Genomic DNA, 21339 nt, shown 5'->3' on the forward strand with positions numbered 1-21339 from the left:
TTGATGCTAGCAGAAAAATCTCAAAAATTATCGCGGAAATATGGTCGTGTTTGGCTGGACCGGGGGCAAAACTGGGATCCAACAGGCCGCAGGAGAGCCCGGAAGGGGAACAAGATGAGCATCCGCGAGCAGGCGAAGCAGGCCGCTGAGGAGCTGCAGCGCGACTGGGACACGAACCCGCGGTGGAAGGGCATCGAGCGCACCCACTCCGCCGAGACCGTGATCCGCCTCCGCGGCTCGCTGCGCGAGGAGCACACCCTCGCCCGGCAGGGTGCTGAGCGGCTGTGGAAGCTGCTGAACGAGACCGACTACGTCAACTCGCTCGGCGCGCTGACCGGCAACCAGGCGGTCCAGCAGGTCCGCGCCGGTCTGCAGGCCATCTACCTGTCCGGCTGGCAGGTCGCCGCGGACGCCAACCTGGCCGGTGAGACCTACCCGGACCAGAGCCTCTACCCGGCGAACTCGGTCCCCTCGGTGGTCCGCCGGATCAACAACGCGCTCAAGCGCGCCGACCAGATCAACTGGTCCGAGGCGCTGGACCCGGAGACGCCGGGCGGCGAGCGCGAGGACATCCACTGGCTGGCGCCGATCGTCGCCGACGCCGAGGCCGGCTTCGGTGGCGTGCTCAACGCCTACGAGCTGATGAAGGGCATGATCACCGCTGGTGCGGCGGGCGTGCACTGGGAGGACCAGCTGGCCTCCGAGAAGAAGTGCGGCCACCTGGGCGGCAAGGTGCTCATCCCCACCAGCCAGCACGTCAAGACGCTCAACGCGGCGCGGCTGGCCGCGGACGTCGCCGGCGTGCCCAGCCTGGTCATCGCCCGCACCGACGCGCAGGCCGCGACGCTGCTGACCAGCGACGTCGACGAGCGCGACCAGCAGTACACCACCGGTGAGCGCACTCCGGAGGGCTTCTACAAGGTGCGCAACGGCATCGAGCCGTGCATCACCCGCGCGCTGGCCTACGCGCCGCACTCGGACCTGATCTGGATGGAGACCTCCACCCCGGACCTGGAGGTGGCGCGCAAGTTCGCCGAGGCGGTCAAGGCGAAGTTCCCGGACCAGATGCTGGCCTACAACTGCTCGCCGTCGTTCAACTGGAAGAAGAACCTGGACGACGCGACGATCGCCAAGTTCCAGCGGGAGCTGGGCCACATGGGCTACAAGTTCCAGTTCATCACGCTGGCCGGCTTCCACTCGCTGAACTACGGCATGTACGACCTGGCCAAGGGCTACGCGGCGGACGGCATGACCTCCTACGTGGAGCTGCAGGAGCGCGAGTTCGCCGCCGAGGCCGACGGCTACACCGCGACCCGCCACCAGCGCGAGGCGGGCACCGGCTACTTCGACCTGATCAGCACCGCGGTGAGCCCGGACTCCTCGACCACGGCGCTGGCCGGTTCGACCGAGGCCGCGCAGTTCCACTGACCGGTTGAAACCGTGGTCGGCCCGCGGCCGGCCACCCGAGACGCACCAGCGGCCCTGTGGCGGGGTGTCGGAAATATCGCGATGGTGCGAGTGGGCGGGAACCCAGGCGTCGGGTTCCCGCCCACTTCTCTTTGGTGGTGCGGATTTTCGACCCCGTTCAGGTGATCGTCGGCGTCGGCTGTATCTGTACGGCACCTTCGCTCCTCTTTATATGCGGGACCTCGAAAACCCGGGGCCGCACGAGTGGAGGGAGCACGCGATGTCGATCGATCTTGGTGGCCGTCGGTTCACGGTCCAGGACCTGGAGGCGTTCCCGGAGGACGGGCGCCGGTACGAGCTCGTCGATGGTGAGCTGCTGGTGGGCGCGGCAGCCGGGTGGCCGCACCAGGAGGCGCTCGGTGCGCTGTTCGTCCGCCTGCACCGGGCGAGTCCACCCGAATACCGGGTCCTAGCCGCGCCGTTCGCGGTGCGGCAGGACCTCTACACGGAGCTGCGGCCGGACCTCGTGGTCGCGCGCTACGCCGAGCTGACGTTGAAGAACCTGCAGGCCGCGCCGGTGCTGGCGGTCGAGGTCGCATCGCCGAGCAGCAGGCTGAACGACATCAGCCTGCGGAAGGCGGCCCACGCCAGGTTGGGGAGTCAGCACTTCTGGCTCGTGGACCCGGATCTGGAGGTGCCGTCGGTGACGGCGTGGGAACTGGTCGGCGGCAGCGACTACCAGCGGGTGGCGCGGGTGGTCGGCGAGGAGCTGTTCGAGCCGGAGCGACCATTCCCGGTCCGGTTCGCGCCCGCCGACCTGGTGGCCGGGCTGCGGCCCTGACACGATCGGGTCAGGGCCGGGCCGGGCGCCACATCCCGTACGCGGTCAGACCGCCGGCGATCGGGAACTCGTGGATCACCCGGAAGCCGAGCCGCTCGAAGTGGGCGACCCCGGCGTGCGCGGTGGCTTCCAGGTACACGGGCGTGTCGTGGGCGTCGGCGCGGGCGAGCCCGGATTCCAGCAGCGCGCGGGCGATTCCGCCGCCGCGCGCCTGCGGCGCGGTCGCGAGGGCGAACAGGTGCCAGTGCGGCTCGTCCGGGCGGTGGCTGTCGGTCGCGCTGAAGGTCTGGATCGCCCGCGCGGTGTCCCGGAGGTGCCACCGGAAGACGGAGAGCAGCGCGGGGAGGTGGGCGAGGCGGCGGCCGAGCGCGGGTACCTGGTCGCCGGGTCGCTCCCACACCGCCGCGGCCTGCGGTCGGCCACCGGCCACCGCGATCTCGGTGCTGTGGTCGTGGTTGAGCAGGAGGGGAAACAGCTTGCGCAGCCGGGATTCCCGGTGCGTCCGATCGGGCAGCAACGCAGCCATGCGGGGCTCGTCGAGGTAAGCGGTGCCGAGCAGCTCCACGAGGCTCGCGGTGTCTTCACCGCTGGCGGTGCGGAGCAGGAGGTCGTCGCGCGTGGTGGTCTGCATGGTTGTCGCCCTTCGGATCAGCGCCTCAATTCCGTTATGCCGAACAGGGAGGAGGAATGCCGTTGAAAGAGTGCCGGATCACCCGCTGATGCCGGTTCCGGCTCGTGAGCACCGCGGAGCAGGTGTCCGGCGCGTGCGGGTATCGGTTGGTGGTGCCGAGGGGCCGCGACGTAGGTTCTGGGTATGGGGATCGTCGAGTCGGTGAACGTCGCGGTGGTGCGGACCGGGGAGTGGACCGGGCGCGTCGGGCGCAGCGGTATCGACAAGCAGCCGGCGGAGCGTCCGGTTCTGTTCGAGCCGACCGGGGTGCGCGGGGACACGGTGTGCGACCGCAAGCACCACGGCGCCTGGTACCAGGCGGCCTACGCCTTCGACCGGGAGGAACTCGCGCACTGGTCGCAGGTGCTGGAGCGCGAGCTGGTGCCGGGCAACGCGGGGGAGAACCTCACGCTGGCCGGAGTCGACAGCAGCTCGGCGGTGATCGGTGAGCGGTGGCGGATCGGCGGGGCGGTGCTCCGGGTGACCGGGCCGCGCACCCCGTGCCGGGTCTTCGCCGGGTTCTGGGACGTCCGGTCGCTGGTGAAGCAGTTCACCGAGCACGGCAGGACCGGTGCCTACCTCGCGGTGGAGCAACCGGGCGAGATCACCGCCGGCGACACCGTCGAGGTGCTCTCGCGTCCGGAACACGGCGTGCAGGTGGCCGAGGTGTTCGCGGTGTCGATGAACCGGGGCGCGGAGCTGGTCGATCACGTCGCGCGCGGGCTGGCCGACCTGCCGGAGGAGTGGCGCGAGCCGCTCGCCGCCAAGGTGGCTAGGGCGCGCAGCGGCACTCGATGATGGCGTAGCCGTTGTCCAGCGGGGTGAAGTCCTCGACGGACAGCCCGGCCGCGGCCGCGACCTGCTGGGTGCGGTCGAGGTCGCGCATCCGGCCGCCGACGTAGACCATCATCCGCAAGTCCATCTCGGTGAACGTGGCCATCCGGTCGGAGTCGGGCAGCAGTTCGACGATCAGCACCCGGCCGCCGGGTTCCAGGGCCTGGCCGCAGTGCCGCAGGATCTGGGCGGCGTCCGCGTCGTCCCAGTCGCCCAGGACGTCGCAGATGATCACCGCGTCGGCGCGGGCGGGCAGTGGTTCGAAGAAGCTCGCCGCCACCACCTCGGCTCGGTCCAGGACTTCCTGTTCCCGCAGGTAGGTGGTGGCGTGGTGGGCGGGGCCGGGCAGATCGACCAGGACGCCGCGCAGCTGCGGGTGCCGGCGGAGGATTTCGGCGAGCAGCACGCCCTTGCCGCCGCCGACGTCGGCGATCCGGGCGTAGCGGGTCCAGTCGTGCGCGGTGGTGACCAGCGGCGCGATCCCGTGGGTCTTGGTCTCCATCAACGTGTCGAAGGACTCCGACAGCTGCGGGTTGTGCGCCAGGTCCTCCCAGAAGGACCTGCCGAACGCGGCCGCGTACGCGGGGTGGTGCCCGCGCACCTGCTCGATGAGTTCGACGAACGCGAGATCGGCGCGGCCGACCGCACCGTCGAGGTCGAGCCAGGAGCGCGGCCCGTCGACCAGATCGCTGCGCAGCGCGTTGGAGGCGTCGTTGGGGCCGAAGACGTCGGGTTCCGGTTCGGTGAACATGCCGTGGTGCACCAGGAATCGCAGCACCCGGCCCAGCGGGTCGGCCACGGCCCGGCACCGCTGTGCGATCTCGGCGAGCGGCAGCGGGCCGTCCTTGACCACGTCGGGCACGCGCAGGGTGGCCGCGGTCCGAACCGCGAACGGCGTGGCCAGGTCGGCCATCGCCCAGATGTCCGGTGATTCGGAGGACATGCGTTGCAGGGTAAGCCCGCGGCCGCCGATCAGCGCGCTGCGACGTGGCTGTGCTTTGTGGACTCCGGCGCTCGGCCACCGCGGTCCGGTGTGGGCACCGGTGGTCAGTCGGCGAGGATCGCGATGATCCGCTCGGCGCTCTCCTGCATGTGGCTGCGCATGACCTCGCGCGCCCGGTCGACGTCACCGGCCTCGATCGCGTCGACGATCGGGGCGTGCCGCTGCCAGTCCATGTTGCGCAGAGCCTGTTCGGTCCCGGAGCGCACGATGGTCGCCCGGGTCAGCCCGGACAGGTGCTGCCAGGACTGCACCAGCGTTTCGTTGCCGGTGAGCTCGCAGAGCCGCCGGTGGAACGCCAGGTCGGCCTCGACGAGATCTGAGAAGGGCTGATCGGGGAGGCGCAGCCGGTCGACGGCGGTCCGGAGCTGCTCGACGGCGCCAGAGCGATCCGGCGCCGCGCACAGCGTTTCCGCCGCCAGCGATTCCAGCGCGCCGCGGACGGCGAAGATGTCGCGTATCTCGGCCGGGCTGAGCGCGCGGACCAGCAGCCGACCGCGTTCATCGGCGACCACCAGGCCTTCCTGGACCAGGTGGCGCAGGGCTTCTCGCAGCGTGCCCCGGGATACCGAGAGGGCGTCGCTGAGTTCGGTCTCGATCAGCCGAGTGCCCGGCGCGAGCTGGCCGCTGCTGATGGCTTCGCGGAGCTTGTGCAGGCTCTGCTCGCGGAGCGTCTGCCGGTCGACTCCGGCCAGCGCTGGGACGTCGAGGGACACCGGGTCACGCCTTTCTGCTTCGTCGGAGCCCTCACTCTAGTGCATTCACGAACGACGACCGACGGTCGACTGTTGACAGTCGGCATTGCGGCCGCGTTAACTGTCCGCCAACCAGGAGCGAGATGAGGTGTCACCTTGAAGGGGCAAGTCGCGGAGATCGGCTGTTCAACGATCACGTTCCGCCATCGAACGCGGTCGGAAGCGCTGCGGGCGATCGCCGGACTCGGGCTGCCCGGTATCGACCTCGGCGGCCTGCCGGGCGTCTGCGACCACATCCCGCATCCGCTCGGCGGCCGTGCCGACGAGGTCGTCCGCGAACTCGACCAGCACGACCTGCGCACCTGGGCGATCAACGTGGACGCCGGGGCGATGAACGACCCGGCGCTCGACGACGACGCCCTCGACGCCGCGGGCCGCGAGCTGATCGCGCTGGCCGCGCGCCTGGACGCGGCGATCATCGTGCCCTGCGGGGCCCAGTCCCGGGAGCCGTTCGTCGACGAGAGCACCGATCTCGATCGGTTGGGGCGCGGCCTGCGGAGGCTCGGGGATCTGGCGTCGGCGAGAGGCGTGCGGCTGCTGGTGGAGGGCCTGCACCACTACCGGTTCTGCCACGACCGGGAACGCCTCGAAGCGCTGCTGGAACGGGTGCCCGCCGAGTCCGCGGGGTTCGTCTTCGACGTCAGCCACATCGTCGCGGGCGAGATCGACGAGGTCGCCTTCGCGCACGACTTCGCCGACCGCATCGAGCACGTCCACCTGCGCGACGCCGTGCCCGGCAACATCAACCTGAGCCTCGGTCGCGGCCGGGCCGACTTCGCCGGCGTGATCCGCGCCCTCCGCGAGCACGGCTACTCCGGGCGCTACGTGCTCGAGCTGGAAACCCACGACGTGGCCGAAGCCGACCGCGAGGCGGTCGCCGCGCAGGCCGTCGACCTCATCACCCCGCACCTGGCCGCCTGAGCCGCAACCCCGGAGAACGAGGAGAGATCCATGTCCGCCACCCGCACCGCCGTGATCACCGGAGCCGGTTCCGAGCGCGGCATCGGCAGGGAAACCGCGCTGCACCTGGCCGCGGCCGGTTTCGCCGTCGCCGTGCTGGACATCGACGGCGCCGCAGCCGAGAGCACCGCCGCGGTGGTCGCCGAGCGCCACGGCGGCCCGGCGCTGGGCCTGGCCGCGGACGTCACCGACGCCGAGTCGGTCGACCGGGCCATCAGCCGGCTGGAGGCCTCCGACCTGCCCGCGGTCGGCGCGCTGGTGAACAACGCCGGCATCACCCGCCCCACCCGGTTCCTGGACATCGAGCAGGAGGAGTGGGACCTCGTCTTCAAGGTCAACGTGACCGGGACCTACCTGGTCACCCGCCGCGTGCTGCCCGGCATGGTCGAGCGCGGCTACGGCCGGATCGTGAACCTCTCGTCGGTCAGCGCCGAGCGCGGCGGCGGGGTGTTCGGAGGTTCGCACTACTCGGCGGCCAAGGCCGCGGTGCTGGGGCTCACCCGTGCGCTGGCCCGCGAGGTCGGCCAGCACGGCGTGGTCGTCAACGCGGTCGCACCGGGCCTGATCGACACCGACATCACGGGCGGCGCGCTGACCGGTGAGCGCAAGCAGGCGCTGATCGCCGACATCCCGGTCGGCCGCAACGGCCGCACCGACGACGTCGCAGCCACCATCACCTTCCTGGCCGGCGAGCAGGTCGGCTACATCACCGGCGCCACCTTCGACATCAACGGCGGCTCGCACATCCAGTGACCGCGGCCCGGTAGGCGTGCCCCTACCGGCTGCCGGAATTCCGCGAAAGATCCCGGGCCGGATGATTCCGGCCCCGCCCGAACACGCCCGAAATCCATCGGGGAAGCTGTGCCGATGTCGGCGAGGAAGCAGCGCCACCTGCCCGGCCAGGCCTCAACGATGAGGATCACGGAAAGACAAGTGGAATGTCCCATTCGATCATTCTTCTGCATACCTCGATCGCGCTGGTGGGAATTATCGCGCTGATCGTGGTGGCACGGCTGAACCCGGTGATCGTCCTGGTCCTGGGGGCTCTCTACCTGGGCCTGGCCACCGGCCTCGGCATCGAGCAGACCACCGAGGCGGTCGCCGAGGGATTCGGCGACCTGATGGCCGAAGTCGGTCTGATCATCGGATTCGGCGTGCTGTTGGGATCATTGCTGTCCGCCACCGGAACGCTGCACAGAATTGTGGAACTGTTCCTGCGGGCATTCGGCCGGAATAAATCGCCGTACGCGCTCGGTCTGGCCTCCGGCGTGGTTTTCCCGGCGATCTACTTCGACGTCGCGCTGGTGATGCTGGCACCGATCGCCCGCTCGGTGGCCAAGCGCACCGGGATCGGCGTCGCGGCGGTCGGCGGCGCGCTGGCCATCGGCCTGGAAGTCGGGCTGCTGATGATCCTGCCGGGATCGGCGGCCCTGGCCGTCTCCGGCGCGCTCGGTGCGTCGCTGGGCACGATGCTGCTGGTCGGCGGGGTCGTCGGCGTCCTGGCGATCGTCATCAGCATCTTCCTGCACAGCGTGCTGATGCGACGCACCTGGAACCCGGCCAAGGACGAGGTGGCGGTCGAGGACAGCTCGGTCGGCTTCGCGGTCGAGGAGGTGGAGGAGCCCAAGCGCCGCCTGCCGCTGATCGTGCTGCTGGTGCCGGTGATCGTGCCGCTGCTGCTGATCGTCTCCGGCACCGTCACCGAGATCGCGGGCGTGCGGATCGGCTGGGTCGACCTGGTGTCCGACCCGGTGGTCTCGCTGCTGATCGGGCTGCTGCTGGGCTGCGTGGTGTGCGCCGTCTCGCTGTCGATGAAGTCGGTGGAGCAGGCGCTCGCCCGGGGTGCGGCGACCAGCGGCACGATCCTGCTGTTCAACGGCGTGGCCGGGTCGCTGGGCGAGGTCATCAGCCGCAACGGCGTCGGCGACATCGTGGCCGGGATGTTCCAGGCCAGCAGCTTCTCCCCGCTGATCCTGGCCTGGGTGGTCGCAGCGCTGCTGCGGCTCGCGCAGGGCTCCGGATCGGTGGCCGCCATCACCAGCGCGACCCTGCTGCTCCCGGTGGTCGGGTCGCTGGGCCTGAACCCGGTGCTGGTGGTGCTCGCCGCCGCTGCCGGTGCCAGCTTTGGCGGGCACGTGCACGACAACACCTTCTGGATGTTCCGCGGCCTGCTCGGCCTGTCCACGCGCGGCGCCTTCCAGGTCTACACCGTCGCTCAGTCGATCATGTCGATCGTCGCGCTGGTGCTGGTCCTCGGCGCGAGCGTGGTCGTCTGAGCGGGGTCGCGAGCTTCCCCGACCTGAGGGCTCATCGAGGAAACATGACGCGTCTGTACAACGACCCGGCCAGCTTCACCGAGGACGCGATGGAGGGGTTCTGCGACCTCTACCCGCACTACGTCCGGCCGGTGGACGGTGGCGTGGTGCGCTCCGCACCGGGCCCGTCGGGCAAGGTCGCCGTGGTCGTCGGCGGTGGATCCGGGCACTACCCGGCGTTCTGCGGTGTGGTCGGGCCGGGCTTCTGCGACGGTGCGGTGGTCGGCAACATCTTCACCTCGCCGTCCGCGCAGCGGGCCTACACCGTCGCGAAGGCGGCGAACCGCGGCGGCGGTGTGCTGTTCAGCTTCGGCAACTACGCCGGGGACAACATGAACTTCGGCGTCGCGCAGGAGCGGCTGCGCGCTGAGGGCGTGGACTGCCGCACGGTGGTCGTCACCGACGACGTGGCCTCAGCCCCGAAGGGCGAGGAGCACCGGAGGCGCGGCATCGCCGGTGACTTCGCAGTCTTCAAGATCGCTTCCGCCGCGGCCGAGGAGGGCTGTTCGCTGGACGAGGTCGAGCGGGTCGCCCGCCTCGCCAACGACCGCACCCGGACGCTCGGCATCGCCTTCGACGGCTGCACCCTGCCCGGTCAGGACCACGAGCTGTTCACCGTGCCAGCCGGGAAGATGGGGCTGGGCCTGGGCATCCACGGCGAGCCCGGGGTGTCCGATGTGGACATGCCTAGTGCGGCGGAGGTGGCCGACACCTTGGTCGACGGAGTGCTGGGCGAGGTGCCGGACGGCGCGGGCGAGCGGGTCGGGGTGATCCTCAACGGCCTCGGCGCCAGCAAGTACGAGGAACTGTTCGTGGTGTGGGCGCGGGTGGCCGAGCGGTTGCGCGCGGCCGGGCTGGAGGCCGTGGAACCGGAGGTCGGGGAGCTGGTCACCAGCCTGGACATGGCCGGGATCTCGCTGACCCTGGTGTGGTTGGACGAGCAGCTCGAACGCCGCTGGCGCGCCTCGGCCGACAGCCCCGCTTACCGGAAGCGCCCGCGACCCGCGGCGGCGGCAGCCGAGGAGGTCGAGCCCGACGTCGTCGAAGCCGCCGCCGAATACCCGCAGGCGGTGCCGGAATCGATCGCGTGCGCCGGAACGATCGTGGAAGTGCTCGCCGCTGTCCGGCGGGCGATGCTCGATGCCGAGCAGGAGCTCGGCCGCATCGACGCGGTGGCCGCCGACGGTGATCACGGCCGGGGCATGGTCAAGGGCGCGACTGCCGCCGCTGAAGCGGCAGCGTCCGCGTTCGCCGCCGGAGCCGGGGCGCAGTCGGTGCTGGCCGCCGCCGGTGATGCCTGGGCGGCGAAGGCCGGTGGCACCTCCGGTGTGCTGTGGGGTTCGGGGCTGCGCGCTTTCGCGGAACGCCTCGGCGACGACCGCGGATCGTCGAGCGCGGACGTCGCCGCAGGCGTCGCGGCTTTCGCCGAAGCCATCCAGCGCACCGGCGGGGCGGAGGTCGGCGACAAGACGATGGTCGACGCGATCGTTCCCTTCGCCGAGTCCTTCACCGGTTCCTGGCGCGAAGCCGCTGCGGTTGCCCGGAAGGCCGCCGCCGGCACCGCTGAGCTGGCGCCGAAGGTCGGCCGCGCTCGCCCGCTGGCCGAGCGCAGCATCGGCACCCCCGACGCGGGTGCCATCTCGTTCGCGCTGATCACCGAGACGATCGCCAACGTTCTGGAGGTGGACTGATGGACGAGCTGTTGCGCATCGTGGTCGGTTCCGACGACGCCGGCTCGCAGTACAAGCACGCCCTGAAGGCGGACCTGCTCGCCGATCCGCGAGTCGAGTCGGTTGTGGACGTCGGGGTCGACGACGACCGGACGGCCTACCCGAGCATCGCCATCGCCGCCGCGGAGAAGGTCGCGCGCGGCGAAGCCGATCGCGCGCTGCTGGTGTGCGGCACCGGGCTGGGCGTCGCGATCAGCGCGAACAAGGTGCCGGGCATCCGCGCGGTCACCGCGCACGACAGCTTCTCCGTGGAGCGGTCGGTGTTGAGCAACAACGCTCAGGTGCTGTGCGTGGGGCAGCGCGTGATCGGTCTGGAGCTGGCCCGCCGCTTGGCCCGGGAGTGGCTGGGGTACCGGTTCGACCCGGACTCGGCTTCCGCCGCCAAGGTCGCCGTCCTCACCGAGTACGAGGGCTGCTGACAGCGGGCCAGCCGGTCAGAGCCCCGGGACGGCTTCGCTGATCGCTCGCGGAGCGCCGGGGCTTCCGGCCGCCACGTCCCAGGTCCAGAACTCGACGACGTTGTGGTCGGGGTCGGCCACGTACGCCGAGCGCGCGTTGCCCTGGCCGAACTCGACCTCGTCCACCTGCACGCCGAGGCCGCGAATCCGCTCGACCACCGCGTCGTACTCCCGGTCGTCCACGGACAGCGCGTAGTGCACGTGCACGCCGCCGCGGGCGCGCGCGATGCCGAGGGCGGGCTTCCACAGTCCTATCCGGGTTCCCCCGGCCAGCACCCAGACCGCCTCCCGGTGCCGCCAGTGATCGCCCTCCCAGCGCTCGATGACGGGAAAACCGAGCACCTCGGTGTAGAAGTGCTCGGCGGCAGCCAGGTCTGCCACCTCCAGGACCAGCTCGTTCACGCCCGTAGTCATCGTCCTTCTCCTATATAGGTGTTCTCCTATGTTCAATGTATAGGAAGATGCCGATACAATGCGGGGGTGGGCAACGACGATCTGACGCACGCCGCCGCGCTGTTCCGGGCGATGGGCCACCCCATCCGCCTCGGCATGCTCGAGCGCCTGCGCCGGGAGGGCGAGATCTGCGCCTGCGACTTCACCGATCACTTCGGCGTCAGCCAGCCGACCATCTCCGGGCACCTGCGCACGCTCCGGGACGCCGGTCTCGTGCGGACCCGCCGCGATGGCACCCAGATCTGCTACTCGTTGGCCCCGGACGGGTTGGAAGTGGTCCGCCGGATGTCTGACGTGCTCTGCACGGCCGAATAGCCGGATCCGCCCTGCGGTACCGTGGCCGAAAGCCCGGGAGGACGGCCCGCATGCACTTGGCCGACATGGCCGACCTGACTCGCCAGGACGCCGTTGACGGTGTCGAGCAGCAGATCGTCGCGGCGCTCATCGACGTCGACGGACAGGTCCTGCTGGTGCGCCGGTGCGCGGAGGATTCCCGCGGCGGGGAGTGGGAGTTCCCCGGCGGCAAGGTCGATCCCGGCGAGGACCTGGCCACCGCGCTGCACCGCGAGGTCCGCGAGGAAACCGGCCTCCGGGTCGAGGAGATCACCGGATACCTCGGAGCCTTCGACTACACGACCGAGAAGGGCCGCTTCAACCGCCAGCACACCTGGTCGGTCCTGGTCGAACCGGTGGTCGAAGTGCGCCTGACCGAGCACGACGCCCACGCCTGGGTGGCCAAACCCGACGAGATCCCGCTCAGCCCCGAACTCGCCGAAATCCTCGAGAAGCACCTCGGCTCCGAACTCTGATCCGCGCGCCGCGCCGATCCTGCGCTACGGCTTCCGGTGGGGTGCCGCTCCGGGCGGGTGTCGAGCCGCGTTCGCCGAGCGGTGGCGGGCGTTGGTCTGGTGGGAGTCCCTCTGCTGGTCAGGTCGGGTTGAGCCGAAGGTGTGATGCGGCACACCCTGTTGCGGGTGGCTGATTTCTGGGAATGATTGGGGTACCAAAAGTTTGACTTCCGAGTAATTACCGGCCGGTACGGCGGAAGGTGCGTTGCGAGATGACCAACGAGCTGGAGCACTTCATCGGCGGCAAGCGCGTCCCGGGGACCTCGGGTTCCTTCGGCGACGTGTTCGACCCCAACACCGGGCGCGTGCAGGCCCGGGTGCCGCTGGCGTCGGAGGCGGAGGTCGTGGCGGCGGTCGACAACGCCGCCGAGGCGCAGCCGGCCTGGGCCGCGCTGAACCCGCAGAAGCGGGCGCGGGTGCTGATGCGCTTCCTGCAGCTGGTCAACGAGGAGATGGACTCGCTGGCCCGGCTGCTGGCCGCCGAGCACGGCAAGACCGTCGCCGACGCCAAGGGCGACATCCAGCGCGGGCTGGAGGTCGTCGAGTTCGCCGTCGGCATCCCGCACCTGCTCAAGGGCGAGTACAGCGAGAGCGCGGGCACCGGCATCGACGTGTACTCGATGCGGCAGCCGCTGGGCGTGGTCGCGGGCATCACGCCGTTCAACTTCCCGGCGATGATCCCGCTGTGGAAGGCCGCGCCCGCCATCGCCTGCGGCAACGCCTTCGTGCTCAAGCCCTCCGAGCGGGACCCCTCGGTGCCGCTGCGGCTGGCCGAGCTGTTCGTCGAGGCCGGGCTGCCGCCGGGGATCTTCAACGTGGTCAACGGTGACAAGACCGCGGTCGACGCGATCCTGACCGAGCCGCGCGTGCAGGCCGTCGGGTTCGTCGGCTCGTCGGCGATCGCCGAGTACATCTACACCACCGCCGCGGCCCACGGGAAGCGCGCGCAGTGCTTCGGCGGTGCCAAGAACCACCTGATCGTGATGCCCGATGCGGATCTCGACCAGGCCGTCGACGCGCTGATCGGCGCCGGCTACGGCTCGGCGGGGGAGCGCTGCATGGCCATCTCGGTGGCCGTGCCGGTCGGCGAGGCGACCGCGAACGCGCTGGTGGAGAAGCTCGTCGAGCGGGTGGGCGAGCTCAAGATCGGCACCAGCTTCGACGACGACGCCGACTTCGGCCCGCTGGTCACCGGGCAGGCCCGGCAGCGGGTGCTGGACCTGATCGGGGCGGGCGTCGAGGAGGGCGCGCAGCTGCTGGTCGACGGTCGCGACTTCGCGCTCGCCGGGCACGAGGACGGGTTCTTCCTCGGCGCCTCGCTGTTCGACCACGTCACCCCGGACATGCGGATCTACCGCGAGGAGATCTTCGGCCCGGTGCTGTCGGTGGTCCGCGCCGCCGACTACGACGAGGCGCTCCGGCTGCCCAGCGAGCACGAGTACGGCAACGGCGTGGCCATCTTCACCCGCGACGGGGACGCGGCCCGCGAGTTCGTCTCCCGGGTCAACACCGGCATGGTCGGGGTGAACGTGCCCATCCCGGTGCCCATCGCCTACCACACCTTCGGCGGCTGGAAGCGCTCCGGATTCGGCGACCTGAACCAGCACGGCCCGGACTCGATCCGCTTCTACACCAAGACCAAGACGGTCACCTCGCGCTGGCCCTCCGGACTGAAGGAAGGCGCCAGCTTCACCATCCCGACCATGCACTGAACCCGGGCGGCGGCACCGGACGGCCGGTGCCGCCGCGCAGGAACCGGTGGTTTCGCGCCGAGACCGCCGAATGCGAAGGAGTGGACGTGTCCGTTGCAGCGGTAGCCGGCCCGGCGTCGGCGTTCGAGCTCACCGACGACCAGCGCGCGATCCGCGATGCCGCGCGGGAGTTCGCCGCCGAGCAGCTCGCCCCGCACGCGGTGGAGTGGGATCAGGCCAAGCACTTCCCGGTCGAGACGCTGCGGCTGGCCGGGCAGCTCGGCATGGGCGGGATCTACGTCGACGAGTCGGTCGGCGGCAGCGGTCTCAGCCGGTTCGACTCGGCGCTGATCTTCGAGGCGCTGGCCGCCGGTGATCCGTCGATCGCCGCCTACATCTCCATCCACAACATGTGCGCGGGCATGATCGACCGCTTCGGCACCGACGCGCAGCGGGCCCGCTGGTTGCCGCAGCTGTGCTCGATGGAGCGCTTGGCCAGCTACTGCCTCACCGAGCCGGGAGCCGGTTCGGACGCCGCCGCGCTGCAGACCCGCGCGGTCCGCGACGGCGAGGACTACCTGCTCACCGGCGTCAAGCAGTTCATCTCCGGGGGTGGCAGCTCGGACGTCTACGTGGTGATGGCCCGCACCGGTGAGCAGGGCGCTAAGGGCATCTCGACCTTCGTCGTCGAAGCCGGTTCGCCGGGGCTGTCGTTCGGGGCGAACGAGAAGAAGATGGGCTGGAACGCCCAGCCCACCAGGCAGGTGATCTTCGACGGCGTCCGGGTGCCCGCCGACCAGCGGCTCGGCGAGGAGGGCATCGGTTTCCGGATCGCGATGACCGGGCTGGACGGCGGCCGGCTCAGCATCGGCGCGTGCTCGCTGGGCGGGGCGCAGTCCGCGCTGGACAAGAGCCTCGGTTACGTGCGGGAGCGCACCGCGTTCGGCGTCAAGCTCAGCGAGTTCGAGGCGCTGCAGTTCAAGTTGGCCGACATGGCCACCGAGCTGGAAGCGGCCCGGCTGCTGCTGTGGCGGGCGGCGTCGGCGCTGGACGCCAGGGAACCGGCGGCGACCCGGCTGTGCGCGATGGCCAAGCGGCTGGCCACCGACACCGGGTTCGCGGTGGCCAACGAGGCACTTCAGATCCACGGTGGTTACGGCTACCTTGCCGAGTACGGCCTGGAGAAGATCGTCCGCGACCTGCGGGTGCATCAGATCCTGGAAGGCACCAACGAGATCATGCGCCTGATCGTCTCCCGGAGCCTGCTGGCGGAGTGACGCCGCAGCCCGGGAACGACCGGCGCACCGGCGCGGGCCGGGAGGTCCCCGCAGTGCTCGACGCGAGTCAGGTCATCCGCGATCTCCGCTGGAGCCGGACGTCTGCTTTCAGCGGAAGTCGCGGCGCGTCGAGCAGGTCCGCGCGCACGAGGAGACACAGGAGTCGCAACATGACGGAGCCCGAGGTCCTGGTTCGCGAACAGGGTTCGCTCGGACGGATCACGCTCAACCGGCCCAAGGCGCTCAACTCGTTGACCTTGGGCATGGTGCGGGCGATGACCGAGGCCATCGAGCAGTGGCGCAGCGCCGAGCACATCGCGGCGGTGCTGATCGACGGGGCGGGCGAGCGCGGGCTGTGCGCGGGCGGTGACGTGCGGGCGCTGCACGACGCGGCCAAGGCCGGTGACGAGTCGCTGCCCACCGCGTTCTGGACCGAGGAGTACCGGCTCAACTCGGCGCTGGCGGGCTACCCGAAGCCGGTCGTGGGGATCATGGACGGCATCTGCATGGGCGGTGGCGTCGGCATCTCCGCGCACGGCTCGCACCGGGTGGTCACCGAGCGCTCCAAGGTCGGCATGCCGGAGGTCGGCATCGGCTTCATCCCGGACGTCGGCGGCACCTACCTGCTCTCCCGCGCGCCCGGCGAGCTCGGCACGCACCTGGCGCTGACCGGCACGCCGATCGGCGGCGCGGACGCGGTGCACTGCGGCATCGCCGACTACTTCGTGAACAGCGGCACCCTGCCCGAGCTCATCGACGCGCTGGCCGGCGGCCAGGTCGACGAGGTGCTGCGCAAGTTCGCCGAGCCCACCCCGGACGCGCCGCTGGCCGAGCAGCGGGAGTGGATCGACGCGGCCTACTCGGCCGACAGCGTCGAGGAGGTCCTGGAGCGGCTGCGGGCGCGGCCGGAAGCCTCGGCCCGGGAAGCCGCCGAGGTGATCGAGCAGAAGTCGCCGACCTCGCTCAAGGTCACGCTCAAGGCGCTGCGCAGCGGTTACGCCTCGCTGGAGGACGCGCTCACGCAGGAGTACCGGCTGGCCATGGCCTGCGTGCGGATCGGCGACTTCGTCGAGGGCGTGCGAGCGACCCTGGTCGACAAGGACCGCAACCCGCGGTGGTCGCCCGCCACCCTGTCCGAAGTGGACGACACGCGGGTGGCGGAGTTCTTCGCCCCGGCCACCGACGAGCCGAAGCTGTTCGGCTGACCCGAATTTCCAGCGCAGAAAGGTTGTGACAATGGCTGTCATCGGTTTCATCGGGCTGGGCCACATGGGCGGTCCGATGTCGGCGAACCTGGTCGAGGCCGGGCACACCGTGCAGGGCTACGACCTGATCCCGGCTGCGCTGGAGGTCGCCACCCGCCACGGCGTGACCACCGTGGCGTCGGTGGCCGACGCGGTGGCCGGCGCCGATGCGGTGATCACCATGCTGCCCAGCGGCAAGCACGTGCTGGAGTGCTACGACGAGGTGCTGGCCGCGGCCAAGCCCGGCGCGCTGCTGATCGATTCGTCCACTGTGGATGTGGCGGACGCGCGCGCGGCGCACGAGCGGGCGGTGGAGGCCGGTTTCGGCTCCGTCGATGCCCCGGTCTCCGGCGGCACCGCCGGGGCCGAGGCGGGCACGCTGACGTTCATGGTCGGCGGCTCCGAGGACGACTTCCACCGCGCCGAACCGCTGCTGGAGCCCATGGCGCGCAAGGTGATCCACTGCGGTGGGCCGGGCAACGGCCAGGTCACCAAGATGTGCAACAACCTCATCCTCGGGGCCTCGATGGTCGCGGTGAGCGAAGCGTTCGTGCTCGGCGAGCGGCTCGGGCTGTCGCACCAGGCGCTCTACGACGTGGCCTCGATCTCCACCGGGCAGTGCTGGGCGCTGACCACGAACTGCCCGGTGCCGGACCTGGTGGAGACCAGCCGCGCCAACCACGACTACGAGCCCGGCTTCGCCGCCGCGCTGATGCTCAAGGACCTCCGGCTGGCCACCTCGGCGGCCGAGCAGAGCGGCACCGACATCGCGATCGGCCGGCTGGCCACCGAGCTCTACCGCCGGTTCAACGAGGAGGGCGGCGGCGACCAGGACTTCGCCGCGATCATCAAGTCGGTCCGGGAGCACTCCGACAGCTGAGTTAGAGCCCGTGAGCGGTTCGGGGTGCTATAGCGCCCCGAACCGCTCACGGACCCACCTGCCCAACGGGACCTACCCGCCCGAGGGGCTCACGACGTCAGCAGCGTCAGCTCGCTGACTCCCATCGCGTCCGGGGACGGCATGAACTTCAGCGGTGCCGTCGGGTCCGTGCGCAGCGCGGGGAAGCGGTCCAGCAGCAGGTTCAGGGCGACGCGGCCCTCCAGCCTGGCCAGCGGCGCGCCGAGGCAGAAGTGGATGCCGCGGCCGAATCCCAGGTGCGGGTTCGGGTCGCGGGTGATGTCGAAGGCCATCGGGTCGGCCCACTGGCGCGGGTCCCGGTTCGCCGCCGCGAGCTGCACCGTGACGATCTGCTTCTCCGGGATCCGGCGCCCGGCGATCTCCGCCTCGGTGGTGGTCGCCCGGTAGAGCGCGGTGAACGGGGTCATGAAGCGCACCGATTCCTCGATCGCCGCGGGCAGCAGCGCGCGGTCGGCTCGCAGCCGCGCCAGCTGGTCCGGGTGCGCGTCCAGGCAGAGCACGGTGTTGCCCAGCACCATCGTGGTGGTGACGTGCCCGGCGAGCAGCAGCAGGCTCGCGAAGTTCGTCAGCTGGGCGTCGGTGAGCTGCTTGCCGTCGACCTCCGCCTCGACCAGTTTGGTGAGCAGGTCCGCCCGGGGCTTGCGGCGCCGCTCGGCGGCGTGCGCCAGCAGGTATTCGCCCATCTCGGCCGCGGGCTGGTTCTGCTCGGTCATGTCGGCTTCCTGCGCGGCCAGGTCGTCCTCGTTCATCGAGAGCTCGGACTGGCTGGCGAACAGCGCGTCCGCCCACTGCTTGAACAGCTGCTGGTCGCTCGCGGGAACACCCAGCAGCTCGGCTATGACGATCACCGGCAGCGGGTAGGCGAGCGCGGTGACCAGGTCGAACCGGTCCTGTCCGGCGACTTCGTCGAGCAGTTCGCCGGTGACGGCCGCGATCCGCGGTTCGAGGTCGGCGACCACCTTCCTGGTGAAGGCGTGGCTGACCAGGGTGCGCAGCTCGCGGTGGCCCGGCGGGTCCATCTGGATCAGGTTGCCGTCGGTGAGCGCCGGGTCGACGTCGATCGGCATCAGCGGCAGCAGGTTCGAGGAGAACCGCTGCGGGTCGCCGATGACCTGCACCGCCTCCTGGTAGCCGGAGACGGTCCACAGCTTCCTCGCCTCGTCGAACCGCACCGGATGCGCCGGCTGCTCCCCGTGCATCCAGAAGTGCTTCTGGTCGATGCCCCACCGTTCGGCGAGCGTCGTCGTCATGGGATTTCCCCTCTGCTGGGTGGAAGTTCGGGGCGGGGCCGGACCCCTCTCCGGCTCCGCATGGCATAAGGATGGCACCACTTTGATGCCAGATCAAGCCATGATGGCGCGAGATGGCTCGGGTCGGACATTTCGTGCGGGGTGCCGCTCGTCCCGATCGGGCGGGGTGCCGCAGCGACCCGCCGGGCCGGGCGTACCCTGGCGCCTTGTGTTGGAGTGGCTTGTCGAGTGGTACGACGGCGTCGAGCTGTGGCTCGTGCAGTTGCCCTACCCGCTGCAGGTGACGCTGGTCTTCGCGGTGCTGCTGCCGCTGTGCTGGGGCCTCGCCCGCGTGATCGACCGCGGCATCGACGGTCTGGGCGCGAAGCTCACCCGCGTTCGCGACGCCGAGCCCCCGGTCGGCCGCCGCGACGGCGAATCCGCCCGGGGCCGGAAGGAGACGGCGTGAGCTCGCGCAAGCGGATCTCGACCGCGCTGATCGGGCTCATCGCCCTGGTCGTCATCGGGTGGTTCGTCCGCGACTACGCCGTCACCGATGCCCCGCCCGCGGGCAGCCAGCCCGCGGTGGCCGTTCCCGGCGCCGAATCCGGCCTGCCGGTCCAGGAGCTGTCCACGCTCCCGGCGGAAGCCGGCCAGACCTGGAAGCTGATCCAGAGCGGCGGGCCGTTCCCGTACCCGCACAAGGACGGCACGGTGTTCGGCAACCGGGAGGGCGTCCTGCCCGACGAGAAGGCGGGCTACTACCACGAGTACACCGTGCCGACGCCGGGTTCCCGAGATCGCGGAGCCCGACGGCTGGTCACCGGCGACCGTTCTGAGCTTTACTACACCAGCGATCACTACGAGTCTTTCGTAGTTGTCGATGTCACGGGTTGAGTGCGATGTTTGCGACCAAATGGGCCAGCAGGGTGCGGAAGGAGCAGCCGGTGAGCGAGGTGGAAATGCCCTCCGCCGACATCACGGCGCACGAGGCCGCGCGAGAGGCCGAGGAGCGCGGGGCGACCGCGCACGTTCTCGACGGTTCGGACCTGACCAGCAAGCGCACCACGCTGGAAGGCATCGCGGCGGTGCTGAACTTCCCGGAGTGGACCGGCCGCAACCTCGACGCCCTCTACGACTGCCTGACCGACCTGTCCTGGCTGTCCGAGGGCGAGCACGTGCTGATCTGGTCGGGCGCCCAGACCCTGGCCGCGCACGACCCGAAGGCCTTCGGCCGGATCAAGGCGGTCCTGCGCGACGCGGCGGACCACCCGATCTGCGGCCGCACCTTCACCTCGGTGCTCACCGAGCGCTGATCGCTCGATCGGGAAAACGCACCGGTCGCAATACTTCCTGCTGTGAAGCAGGAGAAATCGATGACCGTTGCGGATCTTGAGAGCTTCTCGTCCGAGGACGAGAGGTACGAGCTCGTCGGTGGGCGCGTGGAAGTGTCCTATCCGCAGGAGGCTCGGCATGCGTGCGCAACCACGAGGCTTGCCGCGTCGCTGAGTGCGAACGCCCCTGAAGGCTTCGAGGTGCTCTTGGCCCCTGTCATCATCCTCGACGATGCGGGAACCCACTGCCGCCGACCGGATCTCGTGGTGGTCGACTCGGCGACGTCGAGCGATCCGTGGCTGACCTGTCCGCCGCTGCTCGTGGTCGAAGTGGCGGGCGACGAGACCGTCTCCCGCGACTACCACACGAAGGTGCTGGAGTACGAGAAGTTCGGTATTCCAGCGTACTGGTTGGTCAACCCGGGGTTGGTCGTCGACGAGCTTCGACTGAAGAGCGGCAAGTACCAGCACGTACGGCAGGCGCTCCGCGAGAACCTCTTCGCCACCGACTTCCCGTTCCCGGTCGCGGTCGTTCCGAACCGCTTGTTCGAGGACGGCCCGATGGCGTGAACCGGTCGGTGGCTTCAGGTCACCTCAGGGCTTCTGGGACCCAGGAGGGCTTGCGCTTCTCGGCGAAGGCACGCATGCCTTCCTGTCCTTCTTCGCCCGCGAAGTACTCGGCCGAGAGTTCCAGCATCTGCTCGAACGCCTCGCTCATCGCCGCCGGGCGCTGGGCGATCAGCATCTCCTTGGTCGCGGCCAGGGCCTTCGGGGCGCCGAGGGCGAGCATGTCCGCGTAGCGCTTGACCTCCGCGTCGAGGCCGTCGGCGGGCACCGCGGAGTTGATCAGGCCGATGTCGGCGGCGCGGCGGGCGTCGAAGGTCTCGCCGGTGAGGAACAGCTCGTGCGCCTGGCGGGTGGTCAACCGCGGCAGCACGGTCACCGAGATCACTGCGGGCACCACGCCGATGCGCACCTCGGAGAACGCGAAGGTCGCGGTGTCCACCGAGACCGCGATGTCGCAGGCCGCGATGATGCCCACCCCACCGGCGCGGGCCGGGCCGGCCAGCTTGGCCACGACCGGCTTCGGGCTGGTCCAGATCTGCTGCAGGATCGCCGGGAACTCCTGCACGCCCTGGTTCTCGGCGTCGGCCGAGCGCGATTCCTTGAGGTCCATCCCGGCGCAGAACACCGGCCCGGTGTGGTCCAGGACGATCACGCGCACCGCGTCGTCGGCGATCGCGGTCGTCAGGTGCTCCCGCAGCTCCCGCCGCAGCTGGGCGGAGAGGGCGTTGCGGTTGTGCGGCGAGTCCAGGGTGATCGTGGCGACGCCGTCGGCCACCGCCAGGTGCACGAGTTCATCCATGACAGGCA

The 21339-nt window shown here is 70.3% G+C and carries 24 protein-coding genes; 18 read left to right on the forward strand and 6 right to left on the reverse strand.

Annotated elements, in window-relative coordinates:
* The first annotated feature begins 114 nt into the window (after positions 1-114).
* Together aceA and OU416_RS21110 are read left to right on the forward strand one after the other, a co-directional pair.
* Positions 115-1428: an isocitrate lyase gene (aceA, locus tag OU416_RS21105; protein ID WP_270928721.1), complete on the forward strand. Its 1314-nt coding sequence runs from the start codon at positions 115-117 to the stop codon at positions 1426-1428.
* Positions 1429-1687: 259 nt separating this feature from the next.
* A complete protein-coding gene (locus OU416_RS21110) occupies positions 1688-2248 on the forward strand; it encodes a Uma2 family endonuclease (protein ID WP_270928722.1) in 561 nt (186 codons plus the stop codon).
* Positions 2249-2258: 10 nt separating this feature from the next.
* Here the strand turns inward: OU416_RS21110 and OU416_RS21115 are convergent, their stop codons facing one another.
* On the reverse strand, positions 2259-2879 hold the full coding sequence (locus OU416_RS21115) for a GNAT family N-acetyltransferase (RefSeq protein ID WP_270928723.1): 621 nt from the start codon (positions 2877-2879) through the stop codon (positions 2259-2261).
* A 183-nt stretch (positions 2880-3062) separates the two neighbouring features.
* Here OU416_RS21115 and OU416_RS21120 point away from each other — a divergent pair, with 183 nt between their 5' ends.
* A complete protein-coding gene (locus OU416_RS21120) occupies positions 3063-3716 on the forward strand; it encodes an MOSC domain-containing protein (protein ID WP_270928724.1) in 654 nt (217 codons plus the stop codon).
* Here the strand turns inward: OU416_RS21120 and OU416_RS21125 are convergent.
* Both OU416_RS21125 and OU416_RS21130 read right to left on the reverse strand, forming a co-directional pair.
* A complete protein-coding gene (locus OU416_RS21125) occupies positions 3691-4695 on the reverse strand; it encodes a methyltransferase (protein ID WP_270928725.1) in 1005 nt (334 codons plus the stop codon). The two genes, OU416_RS21120 and OU416_RS21125, sit on opposite strands and share 26 nt — an antisense overlap.
* A gap of 104 nt (positions 4696-4799) precedes the next feature.
* Positions 4800-5468: a GntR family transcriptional regulator gene (locus tag OU416_RS21130; protein WP_270928726.1), complete on the reverse strand. Its 669-nt coding sequence runs from the start codon at positions 5466-5468 to the stop codon at positions 4800-4802.
* A gap of 135 nt (positions 5469-5603) precedes the next feature.
* On the opposite strand from OU416_RS21130, the gene OU416_RS21135 reads away from it, so the two are divergent.
* The 5 genes from OU416_RS21135 (at position 5604) to OU416_RS21155 (ending at position 10931) form a co-directional block, all read left to right on the forward strand.
* Positions 5604-6428, forward strand: coding sequence for a sugar phosphate isomerase/epimerase family protein (locus OU416_RS21135; protein ID WP_270928727.1), 825 nt, complete (start codon positions 5604-5606; stop codon positions 6426-6428).
* 30 nt (positions 6429-6458) lie between these two features.
* Positions 6459-7220 (forward strand): SDR family NAD(P)-dependent oxidoreductase, encoded by a 762-nt coding sequence (locus OU416_RS21140; RefSeq protein ID WP_270928728.1) that lies wholly within the window; start codon positions 6459-6461, stop codon positions 7218-7220.
* Between the two features lie 185 nt (positions 7221-7405).
* A complete protein-coding gene (locus OU416_RS21145; RefSeq protein ID WP_270928729.1) occupies positions 7406-8743 on the forward strand; it encodes a GntP family permease in 1338 nt (445 codons plus the stop codon).
* A 44-nt stretch (positions 8744-8787) separates the two neighbouring features.
* On the forward strand, positions 8788-10473 hold the full coding sequence (locus OU416_RS21150; protein ID WP_270928730.1) for a dihydroxyacetone kinase family protein: 1686 nt from the start codon (positions 8788-8790) through the stop codon (positions 10471-10473).
* Positions 10473-10931 carry a ribose-5-phosphate isomerase gene (locus OU416_RS21155; RefSeq protein ID WP_270928731.1) on the forward strand — a complete coding sequence of 153 codons (459 nt, stop codon included), beginning with the start codon at positions 10473-10475 and terminating at the stop codon, positions 10929-10931. Before OU416_RS21150 ends, OU416_RS21155 begins: the two co-directional genes overlap by 1 nt.
* A 15-nt stretch (positions 10932-10946) precedes the next feature.
* Here OU416_RS21155 and OU416_RS21160 read toward each other — a convergent pair whose 3' ends face one another.
* Positions 10947-11384 carry a VOC family protein gene (locus OU416_RS21160; RefSeq protein ID WP_270928732.1) on the reverse strand — a complete coding sequence of 146 codons (438 nt, stop codon included), beginning with the start codon at positions 11382-11384 and terminating at the stop codon, positions 10947-10949.
* Positions 11385-11450: 66 nt separating this feature from the next.
* Between OU416_RS21160 and OU416_RS21165 the strand changes: the two genes are divergently transcribed.
* From OU416_RS21165 to mmsB, 6 genes are all read left to right on the forward strand, one after another.
* Positions 11451-11738 carry an ArsR/SmtB family transcription factor gene (locus OU416_RS21165; RefSeq protein WP_270928733.1) on the forward strand — a complete coding sequence of 96 codons (288 nt, stop codon included), beginning with the start codon at positions 11451-11453 and terminating at the stop codon, positions 11736-11738.
* Positions 11739-11788: 50 nt separating this feature from the next.
* Positions 11789-12232: an NUDIX hydrolase gene (locus OU416_RS21170; protein ID WP_270928734.1), complete on the forward strand. Its 444-nt coding sequence runs from the start codon at positions 11789-11791 to the stop codon at positions 12230-12232.
* 251 nt (positions 12233-12483) lie between these two features.
* The gene (locus tag OU416_RS21175) at positions 12484-13983 is read left to right on the forward strand and encodes a CoA-acylating methylmalonate-semialdehyde dehydrogenase (protein WP_270928735.1); all 1500 of its coding nucleotides are present in this window, start codon (positions 12484-12486) and stop codon (positions 13981-13983) included.
* A gap of 86 nt (positions 13984-14069) precedes the next feature.
* A complete protein-coding gene (locus tag OU416_RS21180; RefSeq protein ID WP_270928736.1) occupies positions 14070-15239 on the forward strand; it encodes an isobutyryl-CoA dehydrogenase in 1170 nt (389 codons plus the stop codon).
* A 170-nt stretch (positions 15240-15409) separates the two neighbouring features.
* Entirely contained in the window at positions 15410-16444 is a 1035-nt protein-coding gene (locus tag OU416_RS21185; protein WP_270928737.1) for an enoyl-CoA hydratase/isomerase family protein, read from the forward strand.
* Positions 16445-16475: 31 nt separating this feature from the next.
* Entirely contained in the window at positions 16476-17363 is an 888-nt protein-coding gene (mmsB, locus tag OU416_RS21190) for a 3-hydroxyisobutyrate dehydrogenase (RefSeq protein ID WP_270928738.1), read from the forward strand.
* 89 nt (positions 17364-17452) lie between these two features.
* Here mmsB and OU416_RS21195 read toward each other — a convergent pair whose 3' ends face one another.
* Entirely contained in the window at positions 17453-18652 is a 1200-nt protein-coding gene (locus tag OU416_RS21195; protein ID WP_270928739.1) for a cytochrome P450, read from the reverse strand.
* Positions 18653-18860: 208 nt separating this feature from the next.
* On the opposite strand from OU416_RS21195, the gene OU416_RS21200 reads away from it, so the two are divergent.
* The 4 genes from OU416_RS21200 to OU416_RS21215 are packed head-to-tail and all read left to right on the forward strand — an operon-like array spanning position 18861 to position 20535.
* On the forward strand, positions 18861-19100 hold the full coding sequence (locus tag OU416_RS21200; RefSeq protein ID WP_270928740.1) for a hypothetical protein: 240 nt from the start codon (positions 18861-18863) through the stop codon (positions 19098-19100).
* Positions 19097-19528: a ribonuclease domain-containing protein gene (locus OU416_RS21205; protein WP_270928741.1), complete on the forward strand. Its 432-nt coding sequence runs from the start codon at positions 19097-19099 to the stop codon at positions 19526-19528. Before OU416_RS21200 ends, OU416_RS21205 begins: the two co-directional genes overlap by 4 nt.
* A gap of 50 nt (positions 19529-19578) precedes the next feature.
* Positions 19579-19947: a barstar family protein gene (locus OU416_RS21210; protein WP_270928742.1), complete on the forward strand. Its 369-nt coding sequence runs from the start codon at positions 19579-19581 to the stop codon at positions 19945-19947.
* Positions 19948-20007: 60 nt separating this feature from the next.
* Positions 20008-20535 carry a Uma2 family endonuclease gene (locus OU416_RS21215; RefSeq protein ID WP_270928743.1) on the forward strand — a complete coding sequence of 176 codons (528 nt, stop codon included), beginning with the start codon at positions 20008-20010 and terminating at the stop codon, positions 20533-20535.
* A 19-nt stretch (positions 20536-20554) separates the two neighbouring features.
* Here the strand turns inward: OU416_RS21215 and OU416_RS21220 are convergent, their stop codons facing one another.
* Positions 20555-21331, reverse strand: coding sequence for an enoyl-CoA hydratase-related protein (locus OU416_RS21220; RefSeq protein ID WP_270928744.1), 777 nt, complete (start codon positions 21329-21331; stop codon positions 20555-20557).
* Between the last annotated feature and the right edge of the window lie 8 nt (positions 21332-21339).

Source organism: Saccharopolyspora indica (genome assembly GCF_027853965.1).
GTDB classification, from domain to species: Bacteria; Actinomycetota; Actinomycetes; order Mycobacteriales; family Pseudonocardiaceae; genus Saccharopolyspora; species Saccharopolyspora indica.